Here is a 369-nt window from a genome sequence, read left to right as displayed (position 1 = left end):
AGAATCGCCACCATCGGCAGCGCCAGCGAGGCCAGCTCCCACAGCTTAAGGCTCATCAGCGCCATCGCCAGGAACCGCGACAGACAGACGTTGCCAAGCCCCGATACCGCACGTTCAAACACGCGATAGCAGCCCATCAGCGCCAGCCCGTTGCTCAGGATCACCCCGATAAACAGCACGCAGACAAAGGGCGGCAGTTCAACCGCGGTACCCGCCAGCCATTGCGCACCCACTTTGCCCACGGTCAGGCAGCTGGCAATCATCGCGATGGTTTCAATCATCACCAGCGAGGTGATGCTGCGGCCAACGTCCGGTTTTTCAACCGCGGTCGGCACCATTTCATCGTCCGGTCTGCCATTCGGCGTGGTG

Annotated in this window: 1 protein-coding gene; it reads right to left on the bottom strand. The window is 61.5% G+C overall.

From position 1 onward, the window contains the following. Window positions 1–369, bottom strand: a 369-nt coding sequence (locus tag A6013_RS24660) for a sodium/glutamate symporter (RefSeq protein ID WP_217629514.1), incomplete at both ends; no start/stop codon positions are given.

Origin of the sequence: Enterobacter sp. IF2SW-B1 (genome assembly GCF_001743375.1) — a bacterium.
Taxonomy (GTDB): domain Bacteria; phylum Pseudomonadota; class Gammaproteobacteria; order Enterobacterales; family Enterobacteriaceae; genus Enterobacter; species Enterobacter bugandensis.
This window is presented reverse-complemented; position numbering and strand designations above follow the sequence as displayed.